The following is a 15,351-nucleotide window of genomic DNA, read 5'->3' as shown; positions in this document are numbered from 1 at the left end:
GCCGCCCGCGCAGCTGCACAAGGTTCTCCGGCGCAGCCATCTGGCTGCGTTTTTTTTCTTCCGACTTTTGCCCGCCGACCCGCCGGATTCGTGCGTTCAGTACAAACCCTGGCGTCCGCAGCGCAGCAAAAAATTGAACGAACGTTCTTTTTTGGGTATTCTGCCTGCTGACCGGGAATGTCGGACAATGAAACCGACGACGCACATCGCGGCCCGCAAGCATGGAGGCAGGCAAATGGCAGTGGACTACACGACTCGCGACGGCGTCGCCGTCATCACGCTCAATAATCCGCCCGTCAACGGCCTCGGGCATTCGACCCGCGCAGGCATTGTCGAGGGTCTCGCGCGCGCCGCGAGCGATCCGGCCGTTGCGGCCGTCGTGATCACGGGCGCCGGCAAGGCGTTCTCGGGTGGCGCGGACATCACCGAATTCAACACGCCCAAGGCGATGCAGGAGCCCACGCTCCACACCGTCATCAAGGAAGTCGAAAAGAGCGCGAAGCCGGTCGTGGCCGCGATTCACAGCGTGGCCATGGGCGGCGGTCTCGAACTCGCGCTCGGCGCGCACTACCGGATCGCCGCTGCCGGCGCGCAGATCGCGCTGCCCGAAGTGAAGCTCGGCATTCTGCCGGGGGCGGGCGGCACGCAGCGTCTGCCGCGCGCGATCGGCCTCGAAGCCGCGCTCAACATGATCGTCACGGGCGCGCCGGTGATGAGCGAAAAGCTCGCGACATCGGGGCTCTTCGACGCCATGGCACAAGGCGATCTGCTCGAAGAGGCGATCGCCTTCGCGCGCAAGGCCGCCGACAAGCCGGGCCCGCATCCGCTCGTGCGCAACCGCAAGATCGAACACGCGAACGCCGAAGGTTTCCTGCAGTTCTCGCGCAACACCGTTGGCGCGATGGCGAAGAACTATCCCGCGCCGGTCAAGTGCGTCGACGCCATCGCGGCGGGGGTGAAGCAGGGCTTCGACAAGGGCCTCGTGTTCGAGCGCGAATGCTTCCTCGAACTCGTGCAGACGCCGGAAAGCCGCGCGCTGCGCCACGCGTTCTTCGGCGAGCGCGCTGCGAGCAAGATTCCCGATGTGCCGTCGAGCACGCCCACGCGCGACATCCAGAAGGTGGCCGTGATCGGCGCGGGCACGATGGGCGGTGGCATCACGATGAACTTCCTCAACGCGGGCGTGCCGGTCACGCTGCTGGAAACGAAGCAGGAAGCGCTCGACCGCGGCCTCGCCACGATCCGCAAGAACTACGAAGCGCAGGTCAAGAAGGGCAAGCTCACGCAGGAGAAGCTGGAAGCGCGCATGGCGCTCATCAGTCCGACGCTCTCCTACGACGACCTCAAGCAAGCCGATCTCATCATCGAAGCGGTGTTCGAAGAACTCGGCGTGAAGGAGCAGGTGTTCAAGCGCCTCGACGAAGTCGCCAAGGCGGGCGCGATCCTCGCCTCGAACACCTCGACGCTCGACGTCGACAAGATCGCGGCGTTCACGAAACGTCCGCAGGACGTGGTGGGTCTGCACTTCTTTAGTCCTGCCAACGTGATGAAGCTGCTTGAAGTCGTACGCGGCAAGGAAACGGCCAAGGACGTGCTCGCCACTGTCATGCAGGTCGCGAAGAAGATCCGCAAGACGGCCGTGGTTTCGGGCGTGTGCGACGGCTTCATCGGCAACCGCATGATCGAGCAGTACGTGCGTCAGGCGCTCTACATGCTCGAAGAAGGCGCGCTGCCCGCGCAGGTGGACCGGGCGATCGAGAAGTTCGGCTTCGCGATGGGCCCGTTCCGCATGAGCGACCTGGCCGGCAACGATATCGGCTGGGCCATTCGCAAGCGCCGTTATCAGGAACACCCGGACATGAAGTACTCGAAGATCGCCGACCGTCTGTGCGAGACCGGCCGCTTCGGGCAGAAGACCGGCGCAGGCTGGTACGACTACAAGGCGGGCGAGCGCAACGCGCTGCCGTCGAAACTCGTCGACGAGATGATCGTGGCGTACTCGAAGGAAGCGGGTGTGGAGCGTCGCAAGATCAACGACGAGGAAATCGTCGAGCGTCTCGTGTTCTCGCTCGTCAACGAAGGCGCGAAGATTCTCGAAGAGGGCATCGCTTCGAAGGCGTCGGACATCGACATGGTCTATCTCACGGGCTACGGCTTCCCGCTGTGGCGCGGCGGCCCGATGCTGTACGCCGACACGGTCGGCCTCTACAACGTCGAGCGCGCGATTCGCCGCTATGCGCAGCAGCGCAATGGCGAGGCGTGGGAAGTCGCGCCTTCGATCGGCGAGCTGGCAGCCAGTGGCGGTACGTTCAACTAAGCATCACTCACGGACGCAAAAGCGGACGAACAGGCGGACGAACATCATGAGAAGCGCAGACGACGTGCTCCTGCTGATCGACCTGCAATACGACTTCATGCCGGGCGGCGCGCTTGCCGTCGCGCGTGGCGATGAAGTCGTGCCGGTCGCGAACCGGCTCGCGCAGGGCTTCAGCCACGTGGTGCTCACGCAGGACTGGCACCCGGCGCAGCACGTTTCGTTTGCGGCCAATCATGCGGGACGCGCGCCGTTCGAGACGACGGCGCTGCCCTACGGCGAGCAGGTGCTGTGGCCCGTGCACTGCGTGCAGGGCACCGACGGCGCGGCGCTGCATCGCGACCTGGACGTGCCGCATGCGCGCGCGGTGATCCGCAAGGGCCATCACGCCGACGTGGACAGCTACTCCGCGTTTCTCGAAGCCGACCGCAAGACGCCCACCGGCCTCGCGGGCTATCTGCGCGACGTAGGCGTGAAGCGCGTGTACTGCTGCGGCCTCGCGACCGACTATTGCGTGGCGTGGTCCGCGCTCGACGCGCGCGCCGCGGGCTTCGAAACCGTGCTGATCGAAGACGCCTCGCGCGCCATCGACCTGAACGGCTCGCTGGCCGCCGCGTGGCAGCAGCTGCTCGTCGCCGGTGTGAAGCGCGCGCAATCGGCCGAGGTGCTGGCACTGTCCGCCTGAACGTCCAATCAAAGACATCCTCTGGATTCAATATTCGTAGTGGGAGACATCGCATGACTGACGCCGTAATCGTATCGACCGCCCGCACGGGCCTCGCCAAATCCTGGAAGGGCGCCTTCAACATGACGCACGGCGCCACGCTCGGCGGGCACGTGACGCAAGCCGCCGTCGAGCGCGCGAAGATCGACCCCGCGCGCGTGGAAGACGTGATCATGGGCTGCGCGAACCCCGAAGGCGCAACGGGCGCGAATATCGCGCGCCAGATCGCGCTGCGCGCGGGCCTGCCCGTGAGCGTGCCGGGCATGACGGTGAACCGCTTCTGTTCGTCCGGACTCCAGACGATCGCGCTTGCCGCGCAACGCGTGATCGCGGGCGAAGGCGACGTGTTCGTCGCGGGCGGGGTGGAATCGATCTCGTGCGTGCAGAACGAGATGAACCGCCACATGGTGGCCGAAGGCTGGCTCAACCAGCACAAGCCCGAAATCTACTGGAGCATGCTGCAAACGGCCGAGAACGTCGCGAAGCGCTATGAGATCTCGAAGGATCGCCAGGACGAATACGGCGTGCAGTCGCAGCTGCGCGCGGCGGCCGCGCAGGCAGCGGGTCTCTTCAACGACGAAATCGTGCCGATGACGGTGCTCGCCGGGGTGGCCGACAAGGCCACGGGGCAACTCGTCACGAAGGAAGTGACGATCGCCGCCGACGAAGGCATTCGCGCCGACACCACGCTCGAAGGCGTTGCGAAGATCCGCACGGCGATGCCGGGCGGCGTCATCACGGCCGGCAACGCGAGCCAGTTCTCGGACGGTGCGAGCGCCTGCGTCGTGATGAATGCGAAAGTCGCGGAGCGCGAAGGCCTGCAGCCGCTCGGCATCTTCCGCGGCTTCGCCGTGGCGGGCTGCGAGCCGGACGAGATGGGCATCGGCCCCGTGTTCGCCGTGCCCAAGCTGCTCAAGCAGACGGGCCTGAAGGTCGAGGACATCGGCCTGTGGGAGCTGAACGAAGCGTTCGCGGTGCAGGTGCTGTATTGCCGCGACAAGCTCGGCATTCCCGCCGACCGCCTGAACGTGAACGGCGGCGCGATCGCCGTCGGTCACCCGTATGGCGTGTCGGGCGCGCGCCTCACGGGCCACGCGCTCATCGAAGGCAAGCGCCGCGGCGCGAAGTTCGTCGTGGTGACGATGTGCATCGGCGGCGGGCAGGGCGCTGCCGGCCTCTTCGAAGTCGTCTGACGCCAGGGCGCGGCAGTGGACATGCCTGCTGCCGCACTCACGTTTTCATCGCTTTCCCGCGGCTCTACGCGCGCCGGGCCGCCCTCGCGCCCGAGCCGCTGCGGGTATCATGACGGCTGTCGGCGCGCGCACGGTGCGGCGCCTGTTCCCATGCAGATTGAAAGAGGTGAGTTCGTGATTCGTCATATCGTGATGTGGAAGCTCAAGGAGTCGGCCGAAGGCGCGACGCGTGCCGAGAACGTCGTGAAGTTCAAGGCGCTGCTCGAAGGCTGCCGCGATCTCGTGCCGGGCACGCTGCACCTCGAAGTCGGTGTGGCCGCGCCGGGCCTCGCTTCCACATTCGACCTCGTGCTCGTCTCCGACTTCGCCGATCAGGCCGCGCTCGACGGCTATCAGGACCACCCCGAGCATCTCGTCGTGAAGCAGTTCGCGAAGCTCGTGGTCGAGTCGCGCCAGTGCGTGGATTACGTGGTCTGAAGCGCATCATGACCGGTACCGCAGATCAATCGCAGGGTGGCGGCGCGCCAAAAGGCGCAGACGCACAACCACCGCAACCGTCGCTCACGATCATCGAGAGTCCCTTCGTCGAGCATCTCGGCGCGCAACTCGTGAGCGCGCGTGACGGCGCGAGCGAAGTCGTGCTGCCGCTCGCCGAGCGGCATCTGAATACGTGGGACGTCGCGCACGGCGGCGTCACGATGACGCTCGCCGACATCGCGCTCGCCATGGCCGCGCGCAGCGTCGCCGCCGACGGCGTGGGCGTCGTCACCGTCGAAATGAAAGTGAACTTCATGCAGCCGGGGCGCGGCGAACTGCGCGCCACGGGCCGCGTGCTGCACCGTTCCACCACGATGGCCTATTGCGAAGGCGAGATTCGCGACAGCGAAGGCCATTTCGTCGCCAAGGCGCTCGGCACCTTCAAGTACATGCGCCGGCTTGCGGTGGGCCGCGACGTGACGCGTCAGCGTCTGCGCAGCGACCCCAGCGCGCGGCCGGGCCCGAGCGACGGTTAAACGCGCAATCGGGCGCGTGCGAGGGCTTTGCTCGTGCGCACCCGGTTGCTGTTCTCTCGCGCGGCAGGCGTGCAACGCCTCGCCGCGCCCAACGAAGCAACACGGACGCCATGACCCAGACCAATCGCCAGATCCTGCTCGCTTCGCGCCCGGAAGGCGCCGCGAGCGTCGATAACTTTCGCCTCGTCAAAACGCCGCTCGCACCACTCGAAGAGGGCCAGCTGCGCGTGCGCAACCACTATCTCTCGCTCGATCCGTACATGCGCGGGCGCATGAACGACAGCAAGTCGTACGCGGCACCGCAGGCGCTCGACTCGGTGATGATCGGCGGCACGGTGGGCGAAGTGGTCGAGTCGCGCAACCCGAAGTTCAAGGTCGGCGACAAGGTCGTGGGCATGTTCGGCTGGCAGGAGTTCGGCACCTCGAACGGCAGCGACCTGCATGTCGTCGATACGATGCATGTGCCGCTTTCCGCGTATCTCGGGCCGGTCGGCATGCCGGGCGTCACCGCGTGGTACGGCCTGAATCGCATCATCGCGCCGAAGGCGGGGCAAACCGTCGTCGTGAGCGCGGCGAGCGGCGCGGTGGGCAGCGTGGTCGGCCAGCTTGCAAAGCGCGCAGGTTGCCGTGCGGTGGGTATTGCGGGCGGCGCGGACAAATGCCGCTATGTCGTGGAGACGCTCGGCTTCGACGCATGCGTGGACTACAAGGCCGGCAATCTCTATCAGGACCTCAAGGCCGCGACGCCGGACGGCGTGGACGGCTACTTCGAGAACGTCGGCGGCGCGGTGCTCGACGCTACGCTCGCGCGCATGAACGCGTTCGGCCGCATCGCGCTGTGCGGCATGATCGCCGGTTACGACGGCGAGCCGATGCCGCTCAAGTATCCGCAACTGCTGCTCACGCAGCGCCTGCTCGTGCAGGGCTTCATCGTGAGCGAGCACATGGAAGTGTGGCCGCAGGCGCTCACGGAACTGGGTACGCTGGTCGCGAAGCAGCAGCTCGCGTATCGCGAGACCGTGGCCGACGGGCTCGAGAACGCGCCGAGTGCGTTCCTCGGCATGCTCAAAGGCCAGAACTTCGGCAAGCAGCTCGTCAAGCTGATCTAACTGACTCAACGTCAGCGAAGCGCCCGGAAAGGGCGCTTCGCTTTTCCGTGCGCAGTACTCATCGCAACCTTTACCGCAGGATTCGCAATGTCCGAACCGTTTGAGTTCGACGGCCGCGTGGCCGTCATCACGGGCGCGGCAAGCGGCTTTGGCCGCGCGTTCGCGCAGCAGGCCGCAGCGCTCGGCATGAAGCTCGTGCTCGCCGACGTCGATCAGACGCTGCTCGACGAAACCGTCAATGCGTTGCGCGAAGGCGGCGCGCAGGCCATCGGCGTGCGCACCGACGTGCGCGATGCCGCGCAGGTCGACGCACTCGCGAAGGCCGCGCTCGACACCTATGGCAAAGTCCATCTGCTCTTCAACAACGCGGGCGTCGGCACCGGCGGCTTCGTGTGGGAAAGCAGCGCGAAGGACTGGGACTGGGTGTTCGGCGTGAACGTGATGGGCGTGGCCAACGGCGTGCGCAGCTTCACGCCTGCGATGCTCGCGCAGGGCGAGCGCGCGCATATCGTCAACACGGCTTCGGTGGCGGGGCTGCTTTCGCCGCCCGCGATGGGTGTGTACAACGCGTCCAAGCATGCCGTGGTCTCGCTCACCGAAACGCTTTATCACGACCTGAAGAACGTGACCGACAAGGTGAGCTGCTCGCTGCTGTGTCCGGCCTTCGTGTCGACCGGCATTGCCAACGCCGAGCGCAGCCGCCCCGACGATCTGCGCAATGAAGTGCCGCCCACACGCTCGCAGCAAGCCGCCGATCTGCAGTTGCAGCGCGCGGTGCGTTCCGGCAAGCTCACGCCAGACGACGTCGCGAAGGCGACGTTCGACGCCGTGCGGGAAGGGCGCTTCTATATCCTCACGCATCCGCAGATTCTCCCCTCGGTGAAACTGCGTCATGAGGATATCGAAACATTGCGCAACCCGACCGATCCGCTCTCGCTCAAACCTGAAGTCAAGAAAGCGCCGCAATAAACGCGGCGCACGGGGTCCGTGCCATGCCACTCACCGCGAAGATCGCACTCGTGCTCGACATGGTGGCCCGCACGGGCCGCGCGCCTTACCACGAGCAGACGGCGCAGGAGGCGCGCGCAGAGTATGAAAAGAGCGCATCGGTGCTCGAAATCCCGTCTGCGCCGATGCATGCCGTGGAAGACCTGCAGGTGCCGATGCGTGACGGCGCGACGATCCGCGCGCGCCTTTATCTGCCGGTCGAGCCGCACTGGGCCGAACCGCTGCCCGTGCTGGTCTACTATCACGGCGGCGGCTTCACGATCGGCAGCGTCGACACGCACGACGCCCTGTGCCGCATGTTCGCCCGCGACGCGCGCTGCGCCGTCTTTTCCGTCGATTACCGGCTCGCGCCCGAACATCGTTTCCCGACCGCGGTCCATGACGCCTTCGACGCCTACGCGTGGCTCCAAGCCCATGCGGCCGAATACGCGCTCGACGCCTCGCGCTTCGCCGTGGGCGGCGACAGTGCGGGCGGCACGCTCGCCACGGTCTGCGCGGTGCTCGCGCGCGACGCGGGTATCGCGCCGGTGCTGCAGCTGCTGTTCTATCCGGCGGTGAGCGCGCATCAGCAGAGCGAATCGCACCAGCGTCTTGCCGATGGCCACTTGCTGACCGCGCCGACGATCCAGTGGTTCTTCGATCACTACGTGCGTAACGACTCGGATCGCGAAGACTGGCGCTTCGCGCCGCTAGACGGCACGCACGGCGAGCCCGATTTTCGCGGCGTCGCGCCCGCGTGGCTCGGCGTGGCCGAATTCGATCCGCTCGTGGACGAAGGCGAGGCCTATGCGCAAAAGCTGCGCGAAGCCGGCAACGAGGTCACGCTCGTGCGTTACGACGGCATGATCCACGAGTTCATCAAGATGGGTGCGTTCATCGACGAGGCGCGGCGCGCGCAGCAGCAGGCCGCCCACGCGCTGCGCGTGGCGTTCGGCACCGGCGACTGAAACGCGCTCAGCCTCTTTCGACGCTGTAGGTCTCGTGGCGCTCGAAGGCGCCCGGGCGGACGACGCGATGCGCGCCGTCGTCGTCGCTGCGCTCCAGCGCTTCCACATCCAGCAGGGTGCCGCGCAGCGTGACGCGCAGTGCCGTGGTGCCGCGCGTCCCGTAGTCGGGCGTTTCGATGAATGCCGCGGAAAGCGCGCGTTCGCGTTCGAGCGAAATGCCCGTGGCGGGCAACTCGCGGTCGGGCGCAACCTGCGGGTCGCGCATCATGTCCACGAGCCGCGCGAGGGGCACTTGCGCGTCGCCCGTCGCGAGCTGCGCGAGTTCCGCACGCTTGCGCACGAGCTTGGGCCACGGCGTGTCGAGCACGGCATTCGAAATGCCGTGCGTGCCTTCGGGCAGCAAGGCAGGCGCGCGGTCCGCTCGATTGCAGTACCACGCCAGCTCGCGCCGCGTCCAGTCGCCGACGATCAGATTGAAGCCGTTGTAGAGATCGCCCGAGCGCGCGATCTCGTCGAGATAGCCGAGCGCCGTATCGGGCAGGCCTTGCGCGCCGGTGAGCCAGCGCGAGACGAGCGTGCCGCGCGTGGGCGCGTCGGGGCGCATGTCGTTCGGCGCGCGATAGTTCGTGAGCGCGGCGAAGCGGCCGCTGCGCGTCATGCCGAGCCACGTGCCGCCGCCGACGAGATCGCGGCCCGCCAGCACACCCGTGGCCGTACTGCCCGGCGACGTGACGTCGTCCGAGGCGTTCCACCAGTGCAGCGGGTCGGCGGTGCGGCGCAGGAACTCGTCGCGGTTGGCTGCGAGCGTGAAAAGTGTGCCGGCGCTCGCGCGTGGACGCCAGTCGAACACGATCAGGCACATGGAGCTGGCCCTTGCAGGGTCGGGTCGGGGGCCGCGCCCACGCAACGCGAGGCGCCAGGCGCCTCACGTGCGATGGACGCGGTGCGCAGCGTCAAATTTCGGCCGGCAATGCGTACGGCAGCGGCATCACGCGCAGCGCGGGGCCGTCCGCGGCGCCGAGATGCACGCTGCCCGTTTCGAGCGCGGCGAGCTTGATCTCGGCGAGCAGATCGACGCCGCCCTCGGGCGCGGCGGCGGCGTTCACGACCATGCCGCACGGCTGGCTCGGGTCGTCGGAATGAAACAGTTCGGCGCCCGCATGCGCGGCATCCAGACTCGCGGCTACATTGGCGAGCGCGGTGCGGCGCTTGATCGTGCCGCGATACTGGCTGCGCGCGACGATTTCCTGGCCAGGGTAGCAGCCCTTGCGGAAGTTCACGCCGCCCAGCACGTCGTAATTGACCATCTGCGGCACGAACTGCTCGCTCACGGCCTGGGTGATGCGCGGCTCGCCCGCGCGAATATCGAGCCAGTCCCAGACCGCCGGCGACACGCGCTTGACCAGACCGTCGAGCTTCGCGAGGCGCTCCTGCACCGCTTCTTTCGGGCCGACCCACAGATAACGCAGCACCCCGGCCGCGTCGGGCACACGGATCAGCGTGCCTGCGGGGTCGTCCACTTTCACGTGGACGCCGTCGGGCAGCGCGTCGAACACGCTCGCGAGCGCCCCACGCACGTCGCCGGCGAGCCCCACCACGAGCAGCTTGTCGCTGTCGTCGGTGAGCTTGGCCTTGGCGCGCAACACGAACATCGACAGGCGTTTTTGCACCGGCGCCTGCACGTCCTTCGAGATCAGGAGACGGATCGTGTCGCCGGTCTTCCAGGTCAGGAACGAGGCGAGCAGACGGCCCTTGGGCGAGCAGTAGCCTGCGAGGCGCGCGCCGGCCACGTCGAGATGCTGGACGTCGTTAGTGAGCTGGCTGTGCAGGAAGGTCGCGGCGTCGTCGCCATTGGCGTCGATCACGCCGAACTGCGGCAGGATCGCGTAGGCGCCGCCTTTCAGAACGGCGTCGAAGTCGGCCGTGGATTCAGGAACGGCAAGCGTGGAAGCGGGATCGAGCGGTGAGTTCATGGATTCGGGGAACAGTCAATCCTGACTTTAGCGAGGGCAAGCAGTTATTATATGAGGTCCCCCTGAGTCGTGTTTCCATGTCCCTTCTGAAGAAATGCCTTGTTGCCGGCGCCGCGCTAGTCGTGATTGGCGCCGCCGCGGCAGGCGGCGTATGGCGCTGGGCCACCACGCCGCTCGAACTGGCCGCCCCACAGCTCGACGTCACCATCAAGCCGCACAGCACCGTGCGCAGCGTCACGCTGCAATTGCGGCGCGGCGGCGTGCCCGTGCAGACACAACTTTTTGTGCTCATGACGCGCGTGCTCGGCTTGCAGAGCCAGCTCAAATCGGGCAATTACGAATTCAAGGCGGGCATCACGCCCTATGAGGTGCTGCAGAAGATGGCGCTCGGAGACGTGAACGAGTCCGTCGCCACCATCATCGAAGGCTGGACCTTCAAGCACATGCGCGCCGAACTCGACGCGAACCCCGCGCTGCGCCACGACACGGCCGGCATGAGCGACGCCGAGCTGCTCGCCGCGATCGGCGCACCGCCCGCGCCGAACGGCAGCGGCGAGGGGTTGTTTTTCCCCGACACCTATCTGTTCGACAAAGGCTCGAGCGATCTCGACGTCTATCGACGCGCGTACCACCTGATGCAGACGCGTCTGAACGAAGCATGGACCGCACGCGCGCCCGGCTTGCCGCTGAAGTCGCCCTACGAGGCGCTGACGCTCGCGTCGCTCGTCGAAAAGGAGACGGGCCGCGCCGCCGACCGCTCGCTCGTGGCGGCCGTGTTCTCGAACCGCCTGAAAGTGGGCATGCCGCTGCAGACCGATCCGGCCGTGATCTACGGTCTGGGCGACACCTACGCGGGCCATCTGCGCAAGCGCGATCTGCAGTCGGACACTCTTTACAATACCTATCTGCGCCTCGGGTTGCCGCCAACGCCCATCGCGCTGCCCGGCGTCGCGGCGATCCAGGCGGCGCTCAATCCGGCATCGACGGCTGCGCTGTACTTCGTGGCGCGCGGCGACGGCAGCAGCGTCTTTTCTGACAATCTTGTCGACCACAACAAGGCCGTCGACAAATACATCCGGGGAAATTAAATGGCGCGGGGCCGATTCATCACGTTCGAGGGCATCGACGGCGCGGGCAAGACCACGCATCTCGCCTGGTTTTGCGATCAGCTCGCCCAGAAACTCGCGCCGACGGGCCGTACGGTCGTCATGACGCGCGAACCCGGCGGCACGCCGCTTGGCGAGTCGATCCGGGAACTCGTGCTGCATCAGCCGATGGACCTCGAAACCGAGGCGCTCCTGATGTTCGCGGCGCGCCGCGAGCACCTCGCCAAGGTGATCGAACCCGCGCTCGCGCGCGGCGACTGGGTGCTGTCCGACCGCTTCAGCGACGCCACCTTCGCCTACCAGGGCGGCGGCCGCGGGCTGCCGCGCGACAAGCTCGAAACGCTGGAGCGCTGGGTGCAGGGCGGTTTCCAGCCGGATCTGACGGTGCTGTTCGACCTGCCGCCCGACACCGCGAGCGAGCGGCGTGGCGCGGCGCGCGAACCCGATCGCTTCGAAAGCGAATCCGACGCGTTCTTCAAGCGCACGCGCACCGAGTACCTGCGCCGCGCGGAAGAGGCGCCGTATCGTTTCGCGATCGTCGATTCGTCGCAGGGCATCGACGCGATTCGCAAAAAACTCGAGCATGTGATCGCAGCGCTTTGATTTCAAGCCGATATCTGGCGTTCTTATAGGGCTGCGCGATCTTCATGTGAATTCCACTGAAGATCGCTTAACCGATTGATTCCGAAGATGATCTATCCTTGGCAAACCGACGACTGGCAACGCCTGCAGCAACTGCGCAGCCACTGGCCGCATGCGCTCCTGCTGCATGGCCAGGCGGGCATCGGCAAGCTCCAGTTCGCGCAGCATCTGGCGAAGGGGCTGCTCTGCGAAGCGCCTCTGGCCAACGGCGAGCCGTGCGGCACCTGTGCGGCGTGCAACTGGTTCGTCCAGGGCAATCATCCGGATTACCGTATCGTCGTGCCTGAGGCATTGGCGGGCGAAATCGGCCCGGCCGGCGACGATGACGGCAAAGCCGAAAAGGCTGACAAGGCCGACGGCGAAGAGGGCAAGAAGGGCCGCGCGCCCAGCAAGGAAATTCGCATCGAGCAGGTGCGGGCGCTGCTCGACTTCACGGGCGTGGGCTCGCATCGCGGTGGCCTGCGCGTGGTCGTGCTGTATCCGGCCGAGGCGCTCAACGTCGCGGCTGCGAACGCGCTGCTGAAGACGCTCGAAGAGCCGCCCGCGGGCGTGGTGTTCCTCGTGGTGTCGGCGCGCATCGACCGCCTGCTGCCGACCATCATCAGCCGTTGCCGCCAGTGGCCCATGGGCACGCCCGCGCCCGCAGCCGCCGCGGCCTGGCTCGCGCAGCAGGGCGTGGCCGACGCGCCGGCGCTGCTCGCCGAAGCCGGCGGTGCGCCCCTCGCGGCGCTCGCGCTCGCGCACGACGAAAACCGCACGCTGCGCGACTGGACTCTCGCCCAGCTCGCGGCGGGCCCCGCCTGCGACGCCTTTGCGTGCGGCGAGACGCTGCAGAAGCTGCCGGTGCCGCTCGTGCTCGGCTGGCTGCAGCGCTGGGTCTACGATCTGCTCGCCGAACGTACGGCGGGCCGCCCGCGCTACTTTCCGCAGGCCGCCGGCGGCCTCGCGCGCTGCGCCGCGAAGCTCGACGCCGCGGCGTTGGCGCGCTACCTGAAGACGGTCACGCGCCAGCGCGCCGTGGAAAACCATCCGCTGAATGCGCGCCTCGTGTTCGAGGAACTCTTTCTCGGCTATCGTGAACTGTTCGCCTGACGGGCGCTGACGTACCCGATCAGGCCCGAATCTTCCATCGCAGGACCATCCATGTTTGTCGATTCGCATTGCCACATCAACTTCGAGGGCCTCGGCGACCGCCTCCCGCAGGTGCTCGAGAACATGCGCGCGAACGCCGTCACGCACGCGCTGTGCGTGTCGGTGGACCTCGAGACGCTGCCTTCGGTGCTCGACATCGCGAGCCGTTACGAGAACGTCTACGCGTCGGTCGGTGTGCATCCCGACCACGAGCACATGCGCGAGCCGACGGTGGCCGAGCTGGTCGAGCTGGCCGGGCACCCGAAGGTGGTGGCGATCGGTGAAACGGGGCTCGATTACTTTCGCCTGGGCGAGCGCACGATCGCCGACATGGAATGGCAGCGCGAGCGCTTTCGCACGCACATTCGCGCGGCGCACGCCACGGGCAAGCCGCTCATCGTCCATACGCGAGCCGCTTCGGACGACACCCTGCGCATCATGGAAGAAGAGCGCGCGGGCGAACCGGGCGGCGTGATGCATTGCTTCACGGAGCCGTGGGCGATTGCCGAGCGCGCGCTCGCGCAGAATTTTTACATCTCGCTTTCGGGCATCGTGACGTTCAAGAGTGCGACCGATGTGCAGGAAGTGTCGCGCCGCGTGCCGATCGAGCGCCTTTTGATCGAAACCGATTCGCCGTACCTCGCGCCCGTGCCATTTCGTGGCAAACCCAATGAACCTGCGTACGTGAGCCATGTCGGAAGATTCATTGCGCAGCAACGCGGATTGCCGGACGCCGAACTTGGCGCTGTCACCACGCAGAATTTTTTCCGGCTCTTCAAGATCCAGCCGCAGGCCTGAATCGCGAACCGCATGCTGTCAATGGTGTTAAATATCAACGAGATAGCAGATAACGTTAAGGCTTGACATGAACTCGAAACCGCTTTCGCACGCCGCCAACCCTGTTCGCCGTACCGCCGCCGCGCTCGTGCTCGGCGTCGCCGCTACGCTGTTCGGCGCCGCGGCGCATGCCGCTCCGATCGACTCGCTCATCAAGAGCGTCAAGTTCGACGACGACAAGGGCGTGCAAAAGGCGCTCGCTCAAGGCATGGACCCGAACGCCACCGACGACCAGGGCATGCCGCTCCTCGTGCTGGCCGCGCGCGAGAAGTCCGACAAGGTCGGGGCGCTGTTGCTCGACAACCCGAAGACGAACATCGCCGCCGAAGACCGCGCAGGCGAAAACGCACTGATGCTCGCCTCGCTCAACGGCGACGTGGACTTCGTGAAGCTGCTCATCACCAAGGGCGCCGAGGTCAACAAGAAGGGCTGGACGCCGCTGCACTACGCCGCCGCGAACGGCAACGACGATGTCGCGAAGCTGCTGATCGGCTATTCGGCCGACGTCAACGCGCTGTCGCCGAACGGCACGACGCCGCTCATGATGGCCGCGCGCGGCGACCATCTCACGACGCTCCAGATGCTGCTCGAGCACGGCGCGACGCTTGGCGCGAAGAACCAGATCGGCATGACGGCGCTCGATTTCGCGCGCCAGTACAAGGCGCCGGACGCGATCAAGGACCTCACGGCGCGCATGACCCAGGCTGGCCTCTCCACGGCGAGCCCGGCAGCGCCGCAAAACAGTGCAAAATAATGGGGATAAAGACGGCCGCACTGGACCAACGCGGCCGCCCGGCGGCGCTCGATGCGCCGCTCCCCACGACAACTCAAGGAGAACCATGCTGCGGGTTCTGATCTGTGCGGGCGCGATGGCGTTGCCGCTCTCCGCTTTCGCATTCACGGCAAGCGACCTCAACCGGCTCTGCACGAAGACCGATGTGGCTTCGCGCAGCGCGTGCGCTGCCTATATCGAAGGTGCCGCGGACGGCATCTTCAACACCATCGACGCCATCGGCGGCACTACCGGGCCGCGCGTGGGTCAATACTTCTGCCTGCCGCCCGATGCGCGCTCGGCGCAACTCACCGACGCGGTGCGCAAGTACATCGCCGACAACCCGAACGTGGCCGGCTACAACGCCAGTACCGCGATTTCGCTCGGGCTCGGCAAGGCGTTTCCCTGCAAGACCGGCAACGGCAGTTGAAGCCGGCGGGTTCGAGTCGTAACCCGTAGCGCGTAGATAGATGTAGCCAGGAACACGGCGCGGCACCGATCACCGCCGCGCCGATCATCATCGAGGCCGCAGCGAGGCCAGCTGTCAACATCGCCGTGGCCGTCCGCGGGCCTGCGCCCGTG

At 66.6% G+C, this 15,351-nt stretch carries 16 protein-coding genes; 14 read left to right on the top strand and 2 right to left on the bottom strand.

Annotation, left to right across the window (positions count from 1 at the left end; all coding sequences use genetic code 11):
• Positions 1–235 precede the first annotated feature (235 nt).
• The 8 genes from AB4Y35_RS13645 (at position 236) to AB4Y35_RS13610 (ending at position 8,308) form a co-directional block, all read left to right on the top strand.
• The gene (locus AB4Y35_RS13645) at positions 236–2,317 is read left to right on the top strand and encodes a 3-hydroxyacyl-CoA dehydrogenase NAD-binding domain-containing protein (protein ID WP_368704774.1); all 2,082 of its coding nucleotides are present in this window, start codon (positions 236–238) and stop codon (positions 2,315–2,317) included.
• Between the two features lie 46 nt (positions 2,318–2,363).
• Entirely contained in the window at positions 2,364–2,999 is a 636-nt protein-coding gene (gene pncA, locus AB4Y35_RS13640; RefSeq protein WP_368704773.1) for a bifunctional nicotinamidase/pyrazinamidase, read from the top strand.
• A gap of 53 nt (positions 3,000–3,052) precedes the next feature.
• A complete protein-coding gene (locus tag AB4Y35_RS13635; protein ID WP_342945731.1) occupies positions 3,053–4,231 on the top strand; it encodes an acetyl-CoA C-acyltransferase in 1,179 nt (392 codons plus the stop codon).
• Between the two features lie 174 nt (positions 4,232–4,405).
• A complete protein-coding gene (locus tag AB4Y35_RS13630; RefSeq protein ID WP_133186141.1) occupies positions 4,406–4,708 on the top strand; it encodes a Dabb family protein in 303 nt (100 codons plus the stop codon).
• A gap of 89 nt (positions 4,709–4,797) precedes the next feature.
• Entirely contained in the window at positions 4,798–5,244 is a 447-nt protein-coding gene (locus tag AB4Y35_RS13625) for a PaaI family thioesterase (RefSeq protein ID WP_028207000.1), read from the top strand.
• A 110-nt stretch (positions 5,245–5,354) separates the two neighbouring features.
• Positions 5,355–6,353, top strand: coding sequence for an NADP-dependent oxidoreductase (locus tag AB4Y35_RS13620; protein WP_368704772.1), 999 nt, complete (start codon positions 5,355–5,357; stop codon positions 6,351–6,353).
• An 87-nt stretch (positions 6,354–6,440) separates the two neighbouring features.
• Positions 6,441–7,322: an SDR family oxidoreductase gene (locus AB4Y35_RS13615; RefSeq protein WP_368704771.1), complete on the top strand. Its 882-nt coding sequence runs from the start codon at positions 6,441–6,443 to the stop codon at positions 7,320–7,322.
• A gap of 23 nt (positions 7,323–7,345) precedes the next feature.
• Positions 7,346–8,308 (top strand): alpha/beta hydrolase fold domain-containing protein, encoded by a 963-nt coding sequence (locus AB4Y35_RS13610; RefSeq protein ID WP_368704770.1) that lies wholly within the window; start codon positions 7,346–7,348, stop codon positions 8,306–8,308.
• A gap of 7 nt (positions 8,309–8,315) precedes the next feature.
• On the opposite strand, the gene AB4Y35_RS13605 is transcribed toward AB4Y35_RS13610, so the two are convergent.
• Both AB4Y35_RS13605 and AB4Y35_RS13600 read right to left on the bottom strand, forming a co-directional pair.
• Positions 8,316–9,170, bottom strand: coding sequence for an NRDE family protein (locus AB4Y35_RS13605; RefSeq protein ID WP_368704769.1), 855 nt, complete (start codon positions 9,168–9,170; stop codon positions 8,316–8,318).
• A 91-nt stretch (positions 9,171–9,261) separates the two neighbouring features.
• Positions 9,262–10,281: a folate-binding protein YgfZ gene (locus AB4Y35_RS13600; protein WP_368704768.1), complete on the bottom strand. Its 1,020-nt coding sequence runs from the start codon at positions 10,279–10,281 to the stop codon at positions 9,262–9,264.
• Positions 10,282–10,358: 77 nt separating this feature from the next.
• On the opposite strand from AB4Y35_RS13600, the gene mltG reads away from it, so the two are divergent.
• The 6 genes from mltG (at position 10,359) to AB4Y35_RS13570 (ending at position 15,199) form a co-directional block, all read left to right on the top strand.
• Complete coding sequence (gene mltG / locus AB4Y35_RS13595) at positions 10,359–11,369, top strand: endolytic transglycosylase MltG (RefSeq protein WP_368704767.1); 1,011 nt, start codon at positions 10,359–10,361, stop codon at positions 11,367–11,369.
• Entirely contained in the window at positions 11,370–11,990 is a 621-nt protein-coding gene (gene tmk, locus AB4Y35_RS13590; protein ID WP_028207007.1) for a dTMP kinase, read from the top strand.
• 87 nt (positions 11,991–12,077) lie between these two features.
• Positions 12,078–13,121 (top strand): DNA polymerase III subunit delta', encoded by a 1,044-nt coding sequence (locus tag AB4Y35_RS13585; protein ID WP_368704766.1) that lies wholly within the window; start codon positions 12,078–12,080, stop codon positions 13,119–13,121.
• Positions 13,122–13,172: 51 nt separating this feature from the next.
• On the top strand, positions 13,173–13,958 hold the full coding sequence (locus AB4Y35_RS13580) for a TatD family hydrolase (protein ID WP_368686006.1): 786 nt from the start codon (positions 13,173–13,175) through the stop codon (positions 13,956–13,958).
• A gap of 67 nt (positions 13,959–14,025) precedes the next feature.
• Positions 14,026–14,751 carry an ankyrin repeat domain-containing protein gene (locus tag AB4Y35_RS13575; protein WP_368686007.1) on the top strand — a complete coding sequence of 242 codons (726 nt, stop codon included), beginning with the start codon at positions 14,026–14,028 and terminating at the stop codon, positions 14,749–14,751.
• A gap of 85 nt (positions 14,752–14,836) precedes the next feature.
• Positions 14,837–15,199, top strand: coding sequence for a Rap1a/Tai family immunity protein (locus AB4Y35_RS13570; protein ID WP_028207010.1), 363 nt, complete (start codon positions 14,837–14,839; stop codon positions 15,197–15,199).
• The last annotated feature ends 152 nt before the right edge of the window (positions 15,200–15,351 follow it).

Origin of the sequence: Paraburkholderia sp. EG286A, assembly GCF_040965375.1 — a bacterium.
Taxonomy (GTDB): domain Bacteria; phylum Pseudomonadota; class Gammaproteobacteria; order Burkholderiales; family Burkholderiaceae; genus Paraburkholderia.
This window is presented reverse-complemented; position numbering and strand designations above follow the sequence as displayed.

Excerpts from the sequence above, each read along its gene's own strand:
- AB4Y35_RS13600 (WP_368704768.1), bottom strand. The coding sequence starts at position 10,281 with ATGAACTCACCGCTCGATCCCGCTTCCACGCTTGCCGTTCCTGAATCC.
- AB4Y35_RS13620 (WP_368704772.1), top strand. The coding sequence starts at position 5,355 with ATGACCCAGACCAATCGCCAGATCCTGCTCGCTTCGCGCCCGGAAGGC.
- AB4Y35_RS13605 (WP_368704769.1), bottom strand. The coding sequence starts at position 9,170 with ATGTGCCTGATCGTGTTCGACTGGCGTCCACGCGCGAGCGCCGGCACA.
- AB4Y35_RS13635 (WP_342945731.1), top strand. The coding sequence starts at position 3,053 with ATGACTGACGCCGTAATCGTATCGACCGCCCGCACGGGCCTCGCCAAA.
- AB4Y35_RS13570 (WP_028207010.1), top strand. The coding sequence starts at position 14,837 with ATGCTGCGGGTTCTGATCTGTGCGGGCGCGATGGCGTTGCCGCTCTCC.
- mltG (WP_368704767.1), top strand. The coding sequence starts at position 10,359 with ATGTCCCTTCTGAAGAAATGCCTTGTTGCCGGCGCCGCGCTAGTCGTG.
- AB4Y35_RS13585 (WP_368704766.1), top strand. The coding sequence starts at position 12,078 with ATGATCTATCCTTGGCAAACCGACGACTGGCAACGCCTGCAGCAACTG.
- tmk (WP_028207007.1), top strand. The coding sequence starts at position 11,370 with ATGGCGCGGGGCCGATTCATCACGTTCGAGGGCATCGACGGCGCGGGC.
- AB4Y35_RS13575 (WP_368686007.1), top strand. The coding sequence starts at position 14,026 with ATGAACTCGAAACCGCTTTCGCACGCCGCCAACCCTGTTCGCCGTACC.
- AB4Y35_RS13615 (WP_368704771.1), top strand. The coding sequence starts at position 6,441 with ATGTCCGAACCGTTTGAGTTCGACGGCCGCGTGGCCGTCATCACGGGC.
- AB4Y35_RS13580 (WP_368686006.1), top strand. The coding sequence starts at position 13,173 with ATGTTTGTCGATTCGCATTGCCACATCAACTTCGAGGGCCTCGGCGAC.
- pncA (WP_368704773.1), top strand. The coding sequence starts at position 2,364 with ATGAGAAGCGCAGACGACGTGCTCCTGCTGATCGACCTGCAATACGAC.
- AB4Y35_RS13610 (WP_368704770.1), top strand. The coding sequence starts at position 7,346 with ATGCCACTCACCGCGAAGATCGCACTCGTGCTCGACATGGTGGCCCGC.
- AB4Y35_RS13645 (WP_368704774.1), top strand. The coding sequence starts at position 236 with ATGGCAGTGGACTACACGACTCGCGACGGCGTCGCCGTCATCACGCTC.